Consider the following 17,777-nt stretch of genomic DNA (forward strand, 5'->3'; position numbering starts at 1 on the left):
ACCGGTTAACGGGGGTCACTCGCTAGGGTCGGTGCATGTTCGCCGTCTACGCCGAGTCCTTCTCCCCTGCCGACCCCCTGAGCGGCCTGGTGGTGGGGGAGCGGCCCGCACCGGAGGCCCCAGACGGGTGGGCCACCGTGACCGTCAGGGCCGCGAGCCTCAACCACCACGACCTGTGGTCGCTGCGCGGCATCGGACTGCGCGAGGAGGCGCTGCCGATGATCCTGGGCTGCGACGCCGCCGGCGTCGACGACGAGGGCAACGAGGTCGTGGTGCACGGGGTGATCGGCGACCCGCGCTGGACCGGCGACGAGGCCGACGACCCCGGCCGGTCGCTGCTCTCCGAGCGCCACCAGGGCACCTTCGCCGACCAGGTGGTCGTGCCGCGGCGCAACCTCGTGCCCAAGCCCGAGTCGCTGTCGTTCGAGGAGGCGGCCTGCCTGCCCACCGCGTGGCTCACCGCCTACCGCATGCTCTTCGTGCAGGGCGCCTGCAAGCCGGGCGAGACGGTGCTGGTGCAGGGTGCCGGAGGCGGCGTCGCCACCGCGCTCATCACGCTGGGCCGTGCCGGCGGCCTGCGGGTCCTCGCGACCAGCCGCGACGAGGCCAAGCGCGCACGTGCGCTGGAGGTCGGCGCCCACGAGGTCTTCGAGTCCGGCACCCGCCTGCCCGTCAAGGTCGACGCGGTCATGGAGACCGTCGGCCGGGCGACCTGGAGCCACTCGGTCCGCTCGCTGCGCCCGGGCGGCCGCATCGTCATCAGCGGCACGACGTCGGGTCCCGACGTCGACGACGCCGGTCTGACCCGCATCTTCTTCACCCAGCTCTCGGTGATCGGCTCGACGATGGGCACCCGCGGCGAGCTCGACCTGCTGGTCAAGTTCCTCCACGCCACCGGCGCCCGGCCGGTCATCGACCGCACCCTGCCCATGGAGCAGGCCCGGGAGGGGTTCGCCGCGATGGCGGACGGTGACGTCTTCGGCAAGGTCGTCTTCACGCGATGACGCGCCGGCACGTCCTCACCGGGGCGGGCTCGGGCATCGGGCTCGCGCTCGCGCACCGGCTCGTCGGGCGCGGCGACGAGCTGGTGCTCCTCGCCCGCAGCGAGGCACGTGCCGCCGAGCTCGCGCGCACCTTCCCCCAGGCCCAGCTCCTGGTCGCCGACCTGGCCGACCCGGGCACCCTCAACGGTGTCGGCCGCCTGGTCGACGGTCCCGTCGACTCGGTGGTCCACGTGGCGGGGGTGGTCGACCTGGCCCCGGTCGAGCGGCTGCGGCTGGCGGAGTGGGAGGAGCAGCTCACGGTCAACCTCACCGCGCCGGCGGTGCTGACCCGCGAGATGCTGCCGCACGTGCGCGCCGGCCGCGGCACGGTCGTCTTCGTCAACTCCTCCGCCGCCCTGGTCGCCCACGCCGACTGGTCGGCGTACGCCGCCTCCAAGTCGGGCCTGCGCTCGCTCGCCGACGCGCTGCGGGCCGAGGAGGCCGAGCACGGCGTGCGGGTCAGCACGGTCTACCCCAGCCGCACCGCGACGCCGATGCAGGAGAAGGTGCACGGACAGGAGGGCCGCGACTACGACGCCTCCCGGTGGCTCAGCCCGGAGGCCGTGGCCGACACGATCCTGCACGTCGTCGACCTGCCGGCCGGCGCCACGATCCCCGACGTGACCCTGCGCCCGGTCGCGCCGCGACCGGGCTCCTGATCAGGCTCCTGATCAGGCCGGCTCGAGCACGAACACCCGGATCCGCCGGGCCTGGCCGACCCGGGCGCGGTAGCGCAGGTAGCCGGGGTAGAACCGCTCAGCCCGCGTGAAGACCTCCTCGGCCTCCGCCGGTGTCGCCGCCCGGGCCACGACCTCGCGCGACGTGCCGCGGTAGGACACCCGGCCCCGGGGGTCGGCCTCGAGGTTGAGCGCCCACGCCGGTGTGGCCTGCTGGCCGAAGTTGCTGCCGATCAGCGCCAGCCCGCCGGCGTACGGCGTCGCGATGAGGTGGCTGGTGCGCGGCTGGCCGGAGCGCCGGCCGGTGGTCGTGACGTCGAGCACCGCCAGGCCCGCCAGCAGGCCCGGAGCGCTGTGCCGGCCGCGGGAGAACCGGGCGACCAGGTCGTCGAGGTGGCGCAGCGTGCGGGAGAACAGCCACCCGCCCGCGGCGGTGCCGGCGCCCCAGCGCACGAGCCGGTGGATCGGGTTGGCCGTGCTGTGCGCGTAGCCGAGCTCCGCGGCCAGGCCCGCGTCAGGGGGTCGCACCGGGGCTCAGTCCTCGGGGTCGTCGAGGCGCGCCAGCCACGTGGCGAGCCGCTCGATCGGCACCTCGAAGTCGGGGTGGGCGTCGACGAAGGCCTGCAGCTGCTCGGCGAGCCACGCCAGGGTGACCTCCTCGTCACCCCGGCGCCGCTCGAGCTCCTCGATCCCCCGATCGGTGAAGTACACCGCCCGCTCCGCCTCAGTAGTCGTTGCCGACGCTGCGCGGCGACTCGAAGGCGGCGTCGAGCAGCGTCTTCTGCTCCTCGACGTGGCGCTTGACCGTGCCCACCGACGGGGACGCCGACGACGGGCGGGTCACCGGCTCGACCTCCACGTCGAGCTGCGGCCACACGTTGAGCTGGTAGTGCGGCCACGGGCCCATGTTGCGCGGCTCGTCCTGCACCCAGCGGACCGCCTTGAGGTTGGGGTACTTCGCCAGCTCGGCGCGGATCTCCTCGACCGGGTTGGGGTAGAGGCGCTCCACGCGGCCGATGGCGAACTTCTCGCCGTTCTCGCGCTTGGCGCGGTCGACCATGAGGTCCCACGTCACCCGGCCCGAGCACATGATGAGCGTCTCCACCTTGTCGCGGTCGGCCGCGTCGTCGCCGATGAACGGGCGGAAGGTGGTGTCGCCGACGAAGTCGGCCGGCTGCGAGGCGGCCTCCTTGCGCTTGAGCATCGACTTGGGGGTGAAGACGATCAGCGGGCGGTGCTCCTCGCCGAGGGAGTGGCGGCGGAGCAGGTGGAAGTAGGACGCGGGCGTCGAGGGCTGCGCGACGACCATCGCGTCCTCGGCGCACATGGTCAGGAAGCGCTCGATGCGCGCCGACGAGTGGTCGGGACCCTGGCCCTCGTAGCCGTGGGGGAGCAGCAGCACGACGCCGGACTGCTGGCGCCACTTGGTCTCGCCGGCGGAGATGAACTCGTCGATGATGGTCTGGGCGCCGTTGACGAAGTCGCCGAACTGCGCCTCCCACAGCACCAGCGCCTCGGGACGCGCCACGGAGTAGCCGTACTCGAAGCCGAGGGCGGCGTACTCGGAGAGCAGCGAGTCGTAGGCGTGGAACTTCGCCTGGTCCTCGGTGAGGTTGGTCAGCGGCGTCCACTCGTCGGCGTTGGTGCGGTCGATGATCGTCGCGAACCGCTGCACGAACGTGCCACGGCGCGAGTCCTGGCCGGCCAGGCGGACCGGGCGGCCGTCCATGAGCAGCGAGCCGAAGGCGAGGATCTCGCCGGTGCCCCAGTCGATCGGGCCATCGGTGATCGCGGCGGAGCGACGCTGCAGCTGCGGCATCACCTTGGGGTGGACGGTGAAGTCCTGCGGAGGCGTGATGTAGCTGTCGGCGATGCGCTTGAGCACCTCCGGCGTGACGGCGGTCGAGAAGTCGCCGGCCGGCTTGTCCGGGTAGTCGGGGACGGTCGTCCACTCGGTGGGCGCCTCCGAGCTGGCCTGGCGCACCTCGGTGAAGACCCGCTCGAGCTGCTGCTGGTAGTCCTTGAGGACCTGCTCGGCCTCCTCGATCGTGATGTCGCCACGACCGATGAGCGACTCAGTGTAGAGCTTGCGCACCGAGCGCTTCTGCTCGATCAGGTCGTACATCAGCGGCTGGGTGTAGGACGGGTCGTCGCCCTCGTTGTGGCCGCGGCGGCGGTAGCACACGAGGTCGATGACGACGTCCTTGTTGAAGGTCTGGCGGTAGTCGAAGGCGAGCCGCGCGACGCGGATGCACGCCTCGGGGTCGTCGCCGTTGACGTGGAAGATCGGCGCCTGCACCATCCGCGCCACGTCGGTGGCGTAGAGGGACGAGCGCGACGAGCCCGGCGCGGTCGTGAAGCCGACCTGGTTGTTGATCACCAGGTGCACCGTGCCGCCGGTGCGGTAGCCGCGCAGCTGCGAGAGGTTGAGCGTCTCGGCGACCACGCCCTGCCCGGCGAAGGCGGCGTCGCCGTGCACCAGGAGCGGGAGGACCGGGAACTTCTCGCCCTGGTCGAGGATGTCCTGCTTGGCGCGGGCGATGCCCTCGAGGACCGGGTTGACGGCCTCGAGGTGCGAGGGGTTGGCCGCCACGGAGACCTTGATCTTGTCGCCGGAGCCGGCGACGAACTCGCCCTCGGCGCCGAGGTGGTACTTCACGTCGCCGGAGCCCTGGACCGTGCGCGGGTCGATGTTGCCCTCGAACTCGCGGAAGATCTGGCTGTACTTCTTGCCCACGATGTTGGCCAGCACGTTGAGCCGGCCACGGTGCGCCATGCCGATGCAGACCTCGTCGAGCCCGGTCTCGGCCGCCGCCTCGCAGATCTCGTCGATCAGCGGGACGGTCGTCTCGCCACCCTCGAGGCTGAAGCGCTTCTGGCCGACGAACTTGGTCTGCAGGAACGTCTCGAACGCCTCGGCCTGGTTGAGCTTGAGCAGGATGCGCAGCTGCTCCTCGCGGGGCGGCTTGACGTGCGGCTGCTCGACGCGCTCCTGGATCCACTTGCGCTGCTCGGGATCCATGATGTGCATGTACTCGATGCCGGTGGTGCGGCAGTAGGAGTCGCGCAGGATGCCGAGGATGTTGCGCAGCTTCATGAACCGGCGGCCCTCGCCGCCGAACGAGCCGGTGGCGAACTCGCGGTCGAGGTCCCACAGGGTCAGGCCGTGCGACTCGATCTCGAGGTCGGGGTGGGTGCGCTGGCGGTACTCCAGCGGGTCGGTGTCGGCCATCAGGTGGCCGCGCACGCGGTAGGCGTGGATGAGCTCGAGGATGCGCGCCTGCTTGACGATGTCGTCGTCGTGCGTGGCGACCACGTCGCGAGCCCAGCGGATCGGCTCGTAGGGGATGCGCAGCGAGCGGAAGATCTCGTCGTAGAAGCCGTCCTCGCCGAGCAGCAGGCTGTGCACCCGCTTGAGGAACTCGCCCGACTGGGCGCCCTGGATGACGCGGTGATCGTAGGTCGAGGTCAGCGTCATCGACTTGCTGATCGCGTTGCGGTTGATCGCCTCCTCGGAGGCGCCCTGCCACTCCGGGGGGTACTCCATCGCGCCGACGCCGATGATCGCGCCCTGGCCGGCCATCAGGCGGGGCACGGAGTGCACCGTGCCGATGCCGCCGGGGTTGGTCAGCGAGATCGTGGTGCCCTGGAAGTCGGCGACGGTGAGCTTGTTGTCGCGGGCCTTGCGGACCACGTCCTCGTAGGCCGTCCAGAACGCCGCGAAGTCCATCGCCTCGGCGCCCTTGATGCTCGGCACCAGCAGCTGCCGGGTGCCGTCGGGCTTCTTCATGTCGATCGCGAGACCGAGGTTGATGTGCGCGGGAGTGATCAGGTTGGGCTTGCCGTCGACGACCTCGAAGCCGACGTTCATCTCCGGCATCGACCGGAGCGCCTTGACCAGCGCGTAGCCGATGAGGTGGGTGAAGGACACCTTGCCGCCGCGGGCGCGGGCGAGGTGGTTGTTGATGACGGTGCGGTTGTCCCAGAGCAGCTTGACCGGCACCGAGCGCACCGACGTCGCCGTCGGGACCGACAGCGAGGCGTCCATGTTGGCGGCGGTGCGCGCCGGTGCGCCGCGCAGCACGGTGTAGGTCGGCTCGTCGGCCGAGGCGGCCGGCTTGGCGTCCTTGGCGACCGGGCTGCTGGTGCCCTTGGCCGGCTCGTCGGCGGTGGCCTTCGGGCGCGGGGTCGCGGAGGCGGGCTCGGTGTCGGGCTTGGTGTCGGCCTTGCTGTCGGGCTTCGCGTCGGTCTTGGTGGCGGTCGCGGCGGGCTTGGCGGCCGGCTTCGGGGCCTGCTGCTGGCCCTGCTGCGCGGCGCGCGGGGGAGCCGCGGCGGGCGCCTTCGAGGCGGTCGGGGCCGAGGCGGTCCGCGCGCCGGTGGCGGAGCCTGCGCCGGAGGCGCTGCTCGACACGGCGGCCGAGCTGCCGTTGCCGAAGTAGCGTGCCCACTCCGGACCCACGCTCGAGGGATCCTTGTCGTACTGCTCCTTCATCTCCTCCACGAGCCACTCGTTGGCTCCCAGGTCAGATGACGGTGCAACCGAGGACTGGTTGCCGGACTGCCCGTTGGGGGACTGCGCCACGCTTGTTTCGCCTCTTCCAGATCTCATCGCGCGAGAGTTAGACCACGTAGCCGACAAGGCTAGTCGCACACGCAGGCAAATGCAGGAGCGGGCTCGACCTTTGGGGCATGGTGTGGACCACAGGCACCGGCCGCTCGTCCACCCCGCGTGCACCGCCCGTCCGTCGCTCGTTCATCCTTCTTCCCGGGTCTGCCCCGTTCCGCGCTCATCCTTCGTCGTACGCACCGCTGGAGTCCTCATGCCCCGCCCCGCACCGGGCCGTGCCCACCGGGCCCGTCGTCGCCTCGTGGGACTCGCGCTCGTCCTGCTCGTCCCCCTCGCCTCCTGCCAGTCGGCGGACGAGCCCGCGTCCGCACCCGAGCGGCTCAGCCGCAACGACGCCCAGGCGACGCTGACCTCCCACCCGGCGCCCACCAGGACCGGGATCCACCGGGTCCACGGTCGGCTGCCGGTGGCCCGGCGCAAGGCCGTGCGTCGCCAGGTCGGGGCCGTGGTCGACCGGTGGTGGGAGGCGTCCTACCTCGGCGGCACCTACCCCCGCAGCAGGTTCCCCGCGGCGTTCCCCGGCTTCACCGCCGCGGCCGAGCAGCGCGCCCGCGCCGACAAGGCGCTGCTGACCAACCAGACCGGCGGGCCGCGCATCGAGTCGGTGGCCCCCCGCAAGCGCAGGATCACCCTCGACATCCTCGCCACCGGCGGCCGGGCGCGCGCCGTGACCGCCCACTTCGTGCTCGCGTTCGACACCACCGGGCCCAAGACCGGCACCACCACGGTGCGGGGGCGCCTGTTCCTGACCCACAAGCGCGGGGCATGGCGGATCTTCGGCTACGACGTCGCGAAGGGAGCCCGGTGATGAAGCGGTCGATGAGGCTGGTCAAGGCGACCGTGCTGGCGGCCGTGCTCGCGGTGACCGCGCTGGTCGTGCCCCCGTCGGCGGTGCAGCCGAGCGACGTCAGCCTGGTCAGGATCCGGCACGCCCAGGGCGTCGCCACCGGCGGCAAGGACGTGGTGTGGATCCTCGCGGTCGGCTCCGACGCCCGTCCGGGCCAGGCGATGACCCGTGCCCGCGGCGACGCCATCCAGCTCGTCGGCATCAACACCCGCACGGGTGCCGCGACCGCGATCGGCGTCCCCCGCGACTCCTGGGTCGCCATCCCCGGCCACGGCCGGGAGAAGATCAACTCCGCGCTCTACTTCGCAGGACCGCGCGGCATGGCCGGGGCGGTGCGCAACCTCGTCGGCATCGAGCCCGACTACGTGGTCGTCTCGCGCTTCCCGTTCTTCGAGGACATGGTCGACGACATCGGCGGCATCACCGTCACCAACCCGCGCCGCTTCGCCGATCCCTACCTCAAGAAGGAGGGCTTCAAGCAGGGTCGCATCCACCTCGACGGCTACAACGCGATGGCGTTCTCCCGGATCCGCAAGGGGCTGGCCGGGGGCGACTTCGACCGCTCGGCCAACCAGCAGCGCACGCTGCGCGGCATCCACGCCCGGATCCGCGCGCAGGCCGCCGTGCCCGGGTTCATCGAGCGCGGCGTGATGACCGTGATGGCCCACACCGACACCAACGCCTCGCCGGCCGAGCTGTTCGAGATCGCCCAGGCGGTCGCCCAGGTCGACCCGCGTCGGATCACCACGTGCGTCGTACGCGGTCGCGTCGGCTTCGTGGGCGCCGCGAGCGTGGTCTTCCCCGACGTGGCGCAGGCGCGGCGCCTCGGGGGCGCGGCCCGGCCCGACGCCACCCTCCGCGGGTGCTGAGCGGGTTCGTCCCCGCCTGGCGCGAGCCGAAATGACGAACGGACCCACGTCTCGTGGGTCCGTCCGGAAAGCGCCTCCGGCAGGATTCGAACCTGCGGCACCTGGTACCGGAAACCAGTGCTCTATCCCCTGAGCTACGGAGGCCCGCACCGGTCCGGGGTGACCCGGGGCCGGTGCGCGGTGAAGACTACCGGTCCTCGGTCGCGGTGGTGAAACCGCCTCAGCGCAGGGCCATCGACCCCGAGGTCGCGACGGTGAGGGGCAGGGCCTTGTGCTCGGCGATCCGGGCGTCGAGCTTGGCCGCGACGTCCTCGGGCCAGGGCGCGGTGCGTCGGGTCTCGAGGTCGATGTGGAGGAAGATCTCCTCCACGACGCACGCCACCTGCTGGTGGGTCTCGTCGAGCAGGTAGATCAGCACGTGCGCCGCGCGCTCGGAGCGGCCGAGCAGGATCACCCGCGCCGACATCGTGTCGCCGGTGCGCAGCTCGTGGAGGTAGGTGACGTGGTGCTCGGCCGTGAAGCAGGCGTGCCCGTCGGTGAGCGGCCACATCTGCGGGATGCCCACCTCGACGAGCGACTCGTCGAGGCCCTCGCTGGCGATGCCGATGTAGTGCCGGACGTTGAGGTGGCCGTTGATGTCCTCGAAGGGCATCGGCACGGGCTGCTCGACGTAGGCGGGGAGCTCGAGGAGCTGGTCGTAGGTCGGGTGCGTCGTCACGCCGGCAAGCCTAGGCCAGCCTTGTGGGCGCTCCGCGGGCCAGGGCGGGAAACCCGATCGGCTCGCCGGAGGCGGCGCCGATAGGCTTGTCAGGTGAACCCCGAACAGCTCTCCTCGACCATCGTCGATGCGCTGGAGGCCCTCGTGGCCGACGGCGCGGTCACGCTGCCTGACGGCGTGCCGGCCCAGGTCACGGTGGAGCGACCCCGGCAGAAGGGGCACGGCGACTACGCCACCAACGTGGCCCTCCAGCTGGCCAAGAAGGCAGGCACCAACCCCCGTGCCTTCGCCGACCTGGTGGCCGAGCGGCTCCGGGCGTCCGACGGCATCGCCGAGGTGGAGGTCGCCGGGCCGGGCTTCCTCAACATCACCGTCGAGGCCGGCGCGCAGGGCCAGGTGGCCGCCGACATCGTCGCCGCCGGGGCCGACTACGGCTCCTCCGACGCCTTCGCGGGCGAGAAGATCAACCTCGAGTTCGTCTCCGCCAACCCGACGGGACCGCTGCACCTCGGTGGCGTGCGCTGGGCCGCGGTCGGCGACGCGCTGGGCCGGATCTTCGAGAAGACCGGCGCCGACGTGACGCGGGAGTACTACTTCAACGACCACGGCGCGCAGATCGATCGCTTCAGCTCCTCGCTCCTGGCCAGCGCCAAGGGCGAGCCGCCCCCGGAGGACGGCTACGGCGGGCAGTACATCCACGACATCGCCGCCGCGGTCGTCGCCAGGCGCCCCGACGTCAAGGACCTCGACGACGCTCAGGCGCAGGAGGTCTTCCGCGAGGTCGGCGTCGACATGATGTTCGAGGAGATCAAGAAGTCGCTGCACGACTTCGGCGTCGACTTCGACGTCTACTTCCACGAGAAGTCGCTCCACGACTCCGGCGCGGTCGAGCGCGCGATCGAGCGGCTGACCGAGATGGGCAACACCTACGAGGCCGACGGCGCGCTGTGGCTGCGCACCGAGAAGTACGGCGACGACAAGGACCGCGTGATCATCCGGTCCAACGGCACCCCGGCCTACATCTCCGGCGACCTCGGCTACTACCTCGACAAGCGCGAGCGTGGCTTCGACCGCTGCTTCATCATGCTCGGCGCCGACCACCACGGCTACGTCGGCCGGATGAACGCGATGTGCAGCGCGTTCGGCGACGAGCCGGGCAAGAACCTCGAGATCCTCATCGGGCAGATGGTCAACCTGCTCAAGGACGGCGAGCCGATGCGGATGTCCAAGCGCAACGGCACGATCGTGTCCATCGACGACCTGGTCGACGCGATCGGGGTCGACGCCAGCCGCTACGCCCTGGCGCGCTACCACAGCGACAGCCCCATCGACATCGACCTCGACATCTGGTCGCGGGCGACCAACGACAACCCGGTCTACACCGTGCAGTACGCCCACGCCCGGGTCTCGAGCCTGATGCGCAACGCCGCCGACCTCGGGGTCACGGCCGAGTCGCACCCCGAGCTGCTCACCCACGAGAAGGAGGGTGAGCTGCTGCGCGCGCTGGCGGAGTTCCCGCGCGTGGTCAAGGCGGCCGCCGAGCTGCGCGAGCCCCACCGCGTCGCGCGCTACCTCGAGGAGCTGGCCGGCACCTACCACCGCTTCTACGACAGCTGCCGGGTGCTCCCGCGCGGCGACGAGGAGGTCAGCGACCTGCACCGGGCGCGCCTGATGCTCGTCGACGCCACCCGGGTGGTGCTGGCCAACGGCCTCGACCTGCTCGGCGTCTCGGCTCCCGAGAGGATGTGAGCGGGCGTGCCCACCGCGCACCCGTCCGGTTGGGCCCACGCTGACGGTGCGCTCCGCGGGCCCCAGTGGCTGCGCGAGCCGAGTGACCCCGACGCCCTCGTGCCGCTGCTCTGGTCGCGCACCGCGGCCAAGGCCGACGGCGTCCTGAGCGTCGGGGGCGTGCCGCTGCCCGAGCTCGTCCGCGAGCACGGCTCCCCGGCCTACGTGCTCGACGAGGCCGACTTCCGCAGCCGCGCCGCTGCCTTCCGCGACGCGTTCTCCGGCTATGACGTCTACTACGCCGGCAAGGCCTTCCTCTGCACCACCGTCGCCGGGTGGCTCGCCGACGAGGGCCTCTCGCTCGACGTCTGCTCGGGTGGGGAGCTGGCCGTCGCCGAGCGGGCCGGCTTCCCGATGGAGCGGGTCGGCTTCCACGGCAACAACAAGACGCTGGGCGAGCTCGAGCGCGCCGTCGAGCTCGGTGTGGGCCGGGTCATCGTCGACTCCTTCCACGAGGTCGAGCGGCTCGCGTGCGTCACCGCGGAGCTCGGCCGCACGACGGGGGTCATGGTGCGGGTCACCGCGGGGGTGGAGGCCCACACCCACGAGTACATCGCCACCGCCCACGAGGACCAGAAGTTCGGCTTCTCGATCGCCAGCGGCGACGCCCTCGAGGCCGTACGACGCGTCCACGAGGCCCCGGGGCTGCGACTGCTGGGGCTGCACTCCCACATCGGCAGCCAGATCTTCGACACGTCCGGCTTCGAGGTGGCGGCCCGCCGGGTGCTCGCGCTGCACGCCCGGATCGGCGCCGAGCTGGGCGTCGAGATGCCCGAGATGGACCTCGGCGGCGGCTTCGGCATCGCCTACACGACCCAGGACGACCCGTCCGACCCCGCGCGGCTGGCCGCCGAGATCACCGCGATCGTCGAGCACGAGTGCCGCGCGCACGGGGTGGCCGTCCCGCGCCTGTCGATCGAGCCCGGCCGGGCGATCGTGGGGCCGTCGATGTGCACCGTCTACGAGGTCGGCACGGTCAAGGAGGTCGCCCTCGACGGCGGCGCCCGGCGCACCTACGTCTCGGTCGACGGTGGGATGAGCGACAACATCCGCACCGCCCTCTACGACGCCGACTACTCCGCGACGCTCGCCTCCCGGGCCTCCGCGGCGCGGCCCGCGCTGTCGCGGGTCGTCGGCAAGCACTGCGAGGCCGGCGACATCGTCGTCAAGGACGAGTTCCTGCCCGCCGACGTGCGCCCCGGCGACCTCGTCGCGGTGCCCGGCACGGGCGCCTACTGCAGATCCATGGCGTCCAACTACAACCATGTGCTGCGTCCTCCGGTGATCGGAGTGCGGGACGGGAAGACTTTCACCGTGCTGCGACGAGAGACTGTGGCCGACCTGTTGGCGACCGATGTGGGTGTTCTCTGATGAGTGAGGGTGACAAGCGGCGGCTCGGCGTCGCGGTCCTGGGCTGCGGTGCGGTCGGGTCGCAGGTGGTGCGGCTGCTGGCCGAGCAGCACGACGACCTGGCCGCGCGCGTCGGCGCGCCGGTGGAGCTGGTGGGGGTGGCCGTACGACGCCTCGACGCGCCCCGCGAGGTCGACGTGCCCGAGGGACTGCTGACCACCGACGCCCACGGCCTGGTGGCGCGTGACGACGTCGACCTCGTCGTGGAGGTGATCGGGGGCATCGAGCCCGCCCGGTCGCTGATCCTCGCCGCGCTCGACAACGGCGCCAGCGTGGTGACGGCCAACAAGGCCCTGCTCGCCGAGGACGGGCCGACACTGTTCGAGGCGGCCGCCGAGGCCGGGCGCGACCTCTACTACGAGGCGTCCGTGGCCGGCGCCATCCCGATCCTGCGGCCGCTGCGCGAGTCGCTCGCCGGCGACCGGGTGACCCGCGTGCTGGGCATCGTCAACGGCACGACCAACTTCATCCTCGACAAGATGGACACCTCCGGCGCGGGATTCTCCGAGGCGCTCGAGGAGGCCCAGGAGCTCGGCTACGCCGAGGCCGACCCGACCGCCGACGTGGAGGGCTTCGACGCCGCGGCCAAGGCCGCGATCCTGGCCAGCCTGGCGTTCCACTCGCGGGTGACGGCGGCCGACGTGCACCGCGAGGGCATCTCGGAGGTGACCGCGGCCGACGTCGCGAGCGCCCGCGACATGGGCGCGGTCGTCAAGCTGCTCGCGATCTGCGAGCTGCGACGGGGGCCCGACGGGCAGGAGCAGGTGGCCGCCCGCGTCCACCCGGCGATGATCCCGCGCTCCCACCCGCTGGCCAGCGTGCGCGAGGCGTTCAACGCGGTCTTCGTCGAGTCGGAGGCCGCGGGGCAGCTGATGTTCTACGGGCCGGGCGCCGGCGGCGCGCCGACCGCGAGCGCGGTGCTCGGCGACCTCGTCACGGTGGCCCGCAACAGGCTCGCCGAGACCCGCGGCGCGGGCGAGTCGGCCTACGCCGACCGGACCGTCCAGCCGATGGGGGAGACCCTCACGCGCTACCACGTGGCGATCGACGTCGACGACCGCGCCGGCGTGCTGGCCGCCGTGGCCAACGCGTTCGCCGACCACGACGTCTCGATCCAGACGGTGCGCCAGGAGGGCCGCGGCGCCGACGCGCAGCTCGTCGTCGTCTCGCACACCGCACCCGACGCCGCCCTCCGGGCGACCGTCGACCAGCTCCGCAGCATGGAGATCGTGCGCGAGGTCACCTCGGTGATGCGCGTCGAGGGAGGAGACGAATGAGCACGCAGGCGAGCACGACCACCCACCAGTGGCGCGGGGTGATCGAGGAGTACCGCGACCTGCTCGACCTTCCCCAGGACATGCCTGCGGTGACCCTCCGCGAGGGCGGCACGCCGCTCGTGCACTCCGAGTGGCTCTCGGGGCTGACCGGTGGCCAGGTGTGGCTCAAGGTGGAGGGCGACAACCCGACCGGCTCCTTCAAGGACCGGGGGATGACCGCCGCGATCTCCCACGCCCGCCACCTCGGGGCCGAGGCGGTCGTGTGCGCCTCGACGGGCAACACCTCGGCGTCGATGGCCGCCTACGCCGCCAAGGCGGGCCTCAAGCCACTGGTGCTGATCCCCGAGGGCAAGATCGCGGCCGGCAAGCTGGCCCAGGCGGTCGTGCACGGCGCGCAGGTGATCATGGTGCGGGGCAACTTCGACGACTGCCTGGCGATGGCGATCGGGCTGTCGAAGGGCTACGCCGTCGAGCTGGTCAACTCCGTCAACCCGGTGCGCCTCCAAGGCCAGAAGACCGCGTCGTTCGAGATCGTCGACTTCCTCGGCGACGCCCCCGACCTGCACCTGCTGCCGGTCGGCAACGCCGGCAACATCTCCGCCTACTGGCTGGGCTACCAGCAGTACGCCGAGCTCGGCCGCGCGACCCGGAGGCCCCGGATGCTCGGCTTCCAGGCCGAGGGCGCCGCCCCGCTGGTGACCGGCGAGCCGTTCCCCGACCCCGAGACCAGGGCGACCGCGATCCGCGTCGGCAACCCCGCCTCGTGGCACCTCGCCGAGCAGGCGGCCAAGGAGTCCGAGGGCGGCTTCGCCGCGCTCTCGGACGCCCAGATCCTCGCCGCGCAGCTCGAGCTGGCCCGCAACGACGGCGTCTTCGTCGAGCCCGCCTCGGCGGCGGGTGTCGCCGGGCTGCTCGCAGCGCTGGAGTCCGGCCAGGTGTTCACCGGCGCCACCGTGGCGATCACGGTCACCGGGCACGGCCTCAAGGACACCGCGACCGCGTTGGAGTCCTGCGGCGACATCGTCGACACGGTGATCGACGCCGACGTGGACGCCGCCGCCGCAGCCGCCGGCCTGGCCTGATGGGACGGTTCGTCGACGGTCCCGTGCGGGTCTCGGTCCCGGCGACGTCGGCCAACCTGGGCCCCGGCTTCGACTCCCTCGGCCTGGCGCTGTCGCTGCGCGACGAGCTCGAGGCCGAGGTGCTGCCCGAAGGCCTGGTCGTCGAGGTCGACGGGGCCGGTGCCGACGGGGTGCCGCGCGACGAGTCGCACCTGGTGGTCCGCTCCATGCGGGCGGCGTTCGAGCTGATGGGCCAGCAGCCGCCCGGCCTGCGGCTGTCGTGTCACAACGTCGTCCCGCACGCCCGCGGCCTGGGCTCCTCCTCGGCGGCGATCGTCGCCGGCGTCGTGCTCGCGCGCGCGCTCGTGCCGGGCGGGCAGCTGCTGGCCTCCGACGACGCGCTCTTCGACCTCGCCGCCGACCTCGAGGGCCACCCCGACAACGTCGCGCCCGCGTTCTACGGCGGCTTCGTCGTCTCGGGCCGCGAGGACGGGCACTGGTACGCCGTGCGGGTGGGCGTCGACCCGCGGGTCACCGCGGTCGTCTTCGTCCCGCCCACCGGGGTCGAGACGTCGGTCGCCCGCGGGCTGCTGCCCGCGACGGTGCCCCACGCGGACGCCGCCGCCAACGCCGGTCGGGCCGCGCTGCTCGTGGCCGCCCTGGCCGGGCAGCCCGAGCACCTGCTCGCCGCGACCCGCGACTGGCTGCACCAGGACCAGCGCGAGCCGGCGATGCCCGACACGCTGGCGCTGGTGCGCCGCCTGCGCGCCGCCGGCGTGCCGGCCGTGGTGTCGGGAGCGGGGCCGACGGTGCTGGCCTTCGGCACCGCCGACACCTCGGCGCTCACCGCCGCCTGCCCGGACGGCTGGGCCTGCCACGCCCTGTCGATCGAGCCCCACGGCGCGCTCCTGCTAACCTGACCGCGCGCCGCTCGGCGTACCTGCTCGTCCCGGATCCCGTGCCTCCTCGGGGTCCGCGTGGACGGGCGCCCACCATCCGCCTCGCGCACCGCCTTCGCGGCGTCGCGGGCGACGCAACGTGCGAAGGATCCACGTGACCGAGACCCCCGCCACCCCTGCGGAGAACGCCGCCCCCGAGACGGCCGGCACCACCGGGGCGCCCAAGCCCGCCAAGCGATCGGGCGGCCTCAGCTCGATGCTGCTCGCCGACCTCAAGTCGATGGCCGCCGGCCTCGGCATCCCCGGCGCCGGTGCGATGAAGAAGGCCCAGCTCGTGGAGGCCATCCGGACCCACCAGTCGGGAGGCGCGCCCGCCGAGAGGACCCGCACCGAGACCCGGCCCGAGCGGGATGCCGCCGAGCAGGCACCGCAGGCGCAGTCGCGTCCCGAGGCGCGCACGGTCGAGACCGCCGGCGGCGAGGAGTCGGCCGCCCCGACGACCGTGCAGACGACCGTGCGCACCCGCACCCGCAAGCAGCGCCAGGCCGAGCAGCAGGCCGACCGTCAGCAGTCCGAGCAGGCACCGGAGCAGCCGGGCCGGTCGTCCGAGCAGTCGTCCGAGCAGTCGTCCGAGCAGTCGTCCGAGCAGGGGGCCGACCAGGCGTCCGAGCAGGGGTCCGAGCAGGGGTCCGAGCAGCGCGCGGGCGCCCGGCAGGGCAAGCAGCAGGACCAGAAGCAGGACCAGAAGCAGGACCAGAAGCAGGGCAAGCAGAAGCAGCAGCAGGGCCAGCAGGGCCAGCAGGGCCAGGGCAAGCAGAAGCAGCAGGACCAGCAGGGCCAGGGCAAGCAGGACCGCCAGGACCGCCAGGACCGACAGGACCGACAGGACCGACAGGACCGGCAGGACCGGCAGGACCGGCAGGACCGGCAGGACCGCCAGGACCAGCAGGACCAGGGCCAGCACCCCGACGACGACGACGACGGCGAGGGCGGCAGCCGCCGCAACCGGCGCCGTCGCGGGCGTGACCGGACGGTCGCGCGCCAGGGCAGCCGCAACGAGCCCGACACCACGATCCTCGAGGACGACGTGCTCGTGCCGGCCGCGGGCATCCTCGACGTCCTCGACAACTGTGCGTTCGTGCGCACCTCGGGCTACCTCCCCGGACCCGAGGACGTCTACCTGTCGCTGTCGATGGTGCGGAAGTACCACCTGCGCCGTGGTGACGCCGTCGTGGGCCAGGTGCGCCAGCCCCGCGAGGGAGAGCGCCGCGAGAAGTTCAACCCGATGGTCCGCATCGACAGCGTCAACGGCACCGAGGCCGACGGCGCCAAGGAGCGGCCGCAGTTCTCCGACGCGGTGCCGGTGCACCCCCACCAGCGGCTGCGCCTGGCCACGGCCGACGACAACCTCACCGGCAAGGTCATCGACATCGCCGCGCCGGTGGGCAAGGGCCAGCGCGGGCTGATCCTGACCCCGCCCCGCACGGGCGCCACGTCGCTGCTGCAGTCGATCGCGCAGTCGGTGACGACCAACAACCCCGAGTGCCACGTGATGGTGGTGCTGGTCGACGCGCGGCCCGAGGAGGTCACCGACTTCCAGCGCGCGGTCAAGGGCGAGGTCGTGGCGTCGACGTTCGACCGGCAGCCCGCCGACCACACCCTGGTGGCCGAGCTGGCGATCGAGCGGGCCAAGCGACTCGTCGAGCTCGGCCACGACGTGGTCGTGCTGCTCGACTCGCTGACCCGCCTCGGCCGCGCCTACAACCTGGCCGCCCCCGCCAACGGCCGGGTGCTGGCCGGCATCGTGGACGCGTCCGCCGTGCACCCCACCAAGGAGTTCTTCGGCGCCGCCCGCACGATCGAGGACGCCGGCTCCCTGACCGTCCTCGCGACGGTGGCGGTGGGCACCGGGTCGGCGACCGACGAGTTCTTCCTCGAGGAGATCGCCGGCACCGAGAACTGGGAGCTCGCGCTCAGCGCCGAGCGGGCCGCCAAGGGCATCGTCCCCGCCGTCGACGTGACCGCCTCGGGCACGCGACACGAGGAGCGGCTGCTCGCCCCGGCCGAGGGCGCGGTGGTCGGCGACATCCGCAAGAAGCTGGCCGCGGCCGACTCGCAGCAGGCCGTGGCCAAGGTCGTCAGCGGCCGCTGACGATCGCAGGCGGCGCCGGCCCCGGGCCGGGAATCTCGGGATTGGCGCTGTTGTTCAGACCGGTGGCACACTTGTGCGCCGGTTCCGGTTCACGTCAGTACGCGATCCACGCGGGCGACCCGGAACACTTCGAGAGGACACCCATGAAGAAGGACACCCACCCCGAGTACGTCGAGACCCAGGTGACCTGCACCTGCGGCGCGTCGTTCACGACCCGCAGCACCGCGACCTCCGGCTCCATCCACGCCGACGTCTGCTCGCAGTGCCACCCGTTCTACACCGGCAAGCAGAAGATCCTCGACACCGGCGGCCGCGTCGCCCGCTTCGAGGCCCGCTACGCCAAGAAGGCCCCGGCCGAGAAGAAGTAGCCCACGTCAGGCGCCGGTCGCCCGCTTCGAGCGGGTGGCCG

The 17,777-nt window shown here is 72.4% G+C and carries 15 protein-coding genes and 1 tRNA gene; 11 read left to right on the plus strand and 5 right to left on the minus strand.

Annotated elements, in window-relative coordinates:
• Positions 1-35: 35 nt before the first annotated feature.
• A complete protein-coding gene (locus AC3X7Z_RS16420) occupies positions 36-1,004 on the plus strand; it encodes a zinc-binding dehydrogenase (protein ID WP_489976615.1) in 969 nt (322 codons plus the stop codon).
• On the plus strand, positions 1,001-1,702 hold the full coding sequence (locus AC3X7Z_RS16425; RefSeq protein WP_489976616.1) for an SDR family oxidoreductase: 702 nt from the start codon (positions 1,001-1,003) through the stop codon (positions 1,700-1,702). The genes AC3X7Z_RS16420 and AC3X7Z_RS16425 overlap by 4 nt, the downstream gene beginning before the upstream one ends.
• Before the next feature lie 12 nt (positions 1,703-1,714).
• On the opposite strand, the gene AC3X7Z_RS16430 is transcribed toward AC3X7Z_RS16425, so the two are convergent.
• Genes AC3X7Z_RS16430 through AC3X7Z_RS16440 form a run of 3 tightly spaced genes read right to left on the minus strand, consistent with a single transcriptional unit; the run spans position 1,715 to position 6,212 of the window.
• Entirely contained in the window at positions 1,715-2,248 is a 534-nt protein-coding gene (locus AC3X7Z_RS16430; RefSeq protein ID WP_489976617.1) for a nitroreductase family deazaflavin-dependent oxidoreductase, read from the minus strand.
• Between the two features lie 6 nt (positions 2,249-2,254).
• Positions 2,255-2,431 (minus strand): DUF6104 family protein, encoded by a 177-nt coding sequence (locus AC3X7Z_RS16435; protein WP_168218509.1) that lies wholly within the window; start codon positions 2,429-2,431, stop codon positions 2,255-2,257.
• A gap of 13 nt (positions 2,432-2,444) precedes the next feature.
• Positions 2,445-6,212: a multifunctional oxoglutarate decarboxylase/oxoglutarate dehydrogenase thiamine pyrophosphate-binding subunit/dihydrolipoyllysine-residue succinyltransferase subunit gene (locus AC3X7Z_RS16440; RefSeq protein ID WP_489976711.1), complete on the minus strand. Its 3,768-nt coding sequence runs from the start codon at positions 6,210-6,212 to the stop codon at positions 2,445-2,447.
• A 328-nt stretch (positions 6,213-6,540) separates the two neighbouring features.
• Here AC3X7Z_RS16440 and AC3X7Z_RS16445 point away from each other — a divergent pair, with 328 nt between their 5' ends.
• Both AC3X7Z_RS16445 and AC3X7Z_RS16450 read left to right on the plus strand, forming a co-directional pair.
• Positions 6,541-7,155: a hypothetical protein gene (locus tag AC3X7Z_RS16445; protein ID WP_489976618.1), complete on the plus strand. Its 615-nt coding sequence runs from the start codon at positions 6,541-6,543 to the stop codon at positions 7,153-7,155.
• Positions 7,155-8,063: an LCP family protein gene (locus AC3X7Z_RS16450; RefSeq protein ID WP_186341625.1), complete on the plus strand. Its 909-nt coding sequence runs from the start codon at positions 7,155-7,157 to the stop codon at positions 8,061-8,063. Before AC3X7Z_RS16445 ends, AC3X7Z_RS16450 begins: the two co-directional genes overlap by 1 nt.
• 71 nt (positions 8,064-8,134) lie before the next feature.
• On the opposite strand, the gene AC3X7Z_RS16455 is transcribed toward AC3X7Z_RS16450, so the two are convergent.
• Both AC3X7Z_RS16455 and AC3X7Z_RS16460 read right to left on the minus strand, forming a co-directional pair.
• Positions 8,135-8,207: transfer RNA gene (locus AC3X7Z_RS16455), tRNA-Arg, on the minus strand.
• A 76-nt stretch (positions 8,208-8,283) separates the two neighbouring features.
• Positions 8,284-8,781, minus strand: coding sequence for a thioesterase family protein (locus AC3X7Z_RS16460; RefSeq protein ID WP_489976619.1), 498 nt, complete (start codon positions 8,779-8,781; stop codon positions 8,284-8,286).
• Positions 8,782-8,874: 93 nt separating this feature from the next.
• On the opposite strand from AC3X7Z_RS16460, the gene argS reads away from it, so the two are divergent.
• The 7 genes from argS to rpmE all read left to right on the plus strand — a co-directional run bounded on the left by argS (position 8,875) and on the right by rpmE (position 17,736).
• A complete protein-coding gene (argS, locus tag AC3X7Z_RS16465) occupies positions 8,875-10,530 on the plus strand; it encodes an arginine--tRNA ligase (RefSeq protein ID WP_489976620.1) in 1,656 nt (551 codons plus the stop codon).
• A 6-nt stretch (positions 10,531-10,536) separates the two neighbouring features.
• Complete coding sequence (lysA, locus tag AC3X7Z_RS16470; RefSeq protein WP_489976621.1) at positions 10,537-11,940, plus strand: diaminopimelate decarboxylase; 1,404 nt, start codon at positions 10,537-10,539, stop codon at positions 11,938-11,940.
• A complete protein-coding gene (locus tag AC3X7Z_RS16475; RefSeq protein ID WP_186341629.1) occupies positions 11,940-13,256 on the plus strand; it encodes a homoserine dehydrogenase in 1,317 nt (438 codons plus the stop codon). Before lysA ends, AC3X7Z_RS16475 begins: the two co-directional genes overlap by 1 nt.
• Positions 13,253-14,338 carry a threonine synthase gene (gene thrC / locus AC3X7Z_RS16480; protein ID WP_186341630.1) on the plus strand — a complete coding sequence of 362 codons (1,086 nt, stop codon included), beginning with the start codon at positions 13,253-13,255 and terminating at the stop codon, positions 14,336-14,338. Before AC3X7Z_RS16475 ends, thrC begins: the two co-directional genes overlap by 4 nt.
• Positions 14,338-15,237 carry a homoserine kinase gene (thrB, locus tag AC3X7Z_RS16485; RefSeq protein WP_489976622.1) on the plus strand — a complete coding sequence of 300 codons (900 nt, stop codon included), beginning with the start codon at positions 14,338-14,340 and terminating at the stop codon, positions 15,235-15,237. The genes thrC and thrB overlap by 1 nt, the downstream gene beginning before the upstream one ends.
• A 133-nt stretch (positions 15,238-15,370) precedes the next feature.
• Positions 15,371-17,368, plus strand: coding sequence for a transcription termination factor Rho (rho, locus tag AC3X7Z_RS16490; protein WP_489976623.1), 1,998 nt, complete (start codon positions 15,371-15,373; stop codon positions 17,366-17,368).
• A 143-nt stretch (positions 17,369-17,511) separates the two neighbouring features.
• Entirely contained in the window at positions 17,512-17,736 is a 225-nt protein-coding gene (gene rpmE, locus AC3X7Z_RS16495; protein ID WP_186341633.1) for a 50S ribosomal protein L31, read from the plus strand.
• Positions 17,737-17,777 lie beyond the last annotated feature (41 nt).

The organism is Nocardioides sp. Z24_21, assembly GCF_058134345.1.

Excerpts from the sequence above, each read along its gene's own strand:
- AC3X7Z_RS16420 (WP_489976615.1), top strand. The coding sequence starts at position 36 with ATGTTCGCCGTCTACGCCGAGTCCTTCTCCCCTGCCGACCCCCTGAGC.
- AC3X7Z_RS16425 (WP_489976616.1), top strand. The coding sequence starts at position 1,001 with ATGACGCGCCGGCACGTCCTCACCGGGGCGGGCTCGGGCATCGGGCTC.
- AC3X7Z_RS16440 (WP_489976711.1), bottom strand. The coding sequence starts at position 6,212 with ATGAAGGAGCAGTACGACAAGGATCCCTCGAGCGTGGGTCCGGAGTGG.
- AC3X7Z_RS16445 (WP_489976618.1), top strand. The coding sequence starts at position 6,541 with ATGCCCCGCCCCGCACCGGGCCGTGCCCACCGGGCCCGTCGTCGCCTC.
- AC3X7Z_RS16450 (WP_186341625.1), top strand. The coding sequence starts at position 7,155 with ATGAAGCGGTCGATGAGGCTGGTCAAGGCGACCGTGCTGGCGGCCGTG.
- AC3X7Z_RS16475 (WP_186341629.1), top strand. The coding sequence starts at position 11,940 with ATGAGTGAGGGTGACAAGCGGCGGCTCGGCGTCGCGGTCCTGGGCTGC.
- thrC (WP_186341630.1), top strand. The coding sequence starts at position 13,253 with ATGAGCACGCAGGCGAGCACGACCACCCACCAGTGGCGCGGGGTGATC.
- thrB (WP_489976622.1), top strand. The coding sequence starts at position 14,338 with ATGGGACGGTTCGTCGACGGTCCCGTGCGGGTCTCGGTCCCGGCGACG.
- rpmE (WP_186341633.1), top strand. The coding sequence starts at position 17,512 with ATGAAGAAGGACACCCACCCCGAGTACGTCGAGACCCAGGTGACCTGC.